The sequence below is a fragment of the Microbulbifer okhotskensis genome (assembly GCF_023895975.1).
GTDB lineage: Bacteria > Pseudomonadota > Gammaproteobacteria > Pseudomonadales > Cellvibrionaceae > Microbulbifer > Microbulbifer okhotskensis.
Map to the genome: position 1 here is coordinate 1 of NZ_JALBWM010000471.1, position 267 is coordinate 267.

Below are 267 nucleotides of genomic sequence, written 5' to 3' on the forward strand. Positions count from 1 at the left end.
TCACTTCATCCACGCGAAAGCGGTCGCCGCGAAACAGCACCACATTGCCGGGGGTCAGTTTTATATAATTACTGGGCAGGGTAATTTCGCAATCGCCGCGCTGCTCTTCGATCATTACCTTGTGCATAACCACGGCGATCTGTGCAGCTTGGTCGGTCTCCAGTACCAGCGGGGTTTCGATACTTTTTTCCCCTTCGCCCCGAGTATCGATGCTGCGGTCGCTGGTCTGCTTGCAGGTGTCGATGCCGCCTTCGCTGTCGTAATAGT

Annotated in this window: 1 protein-coding gene; it reads right to left on the reverse strand. The window is 55.1% G+C overall.

The window, feature by feature from the left end; all coding sequences use genetic code 11:
• Window positions 1-267 (reverse strand): phage tail protein (locus MO867_RS22965; protein ID WP_252473465.1); only part of this gene is annotated, 267 nt, incomplete at both ends.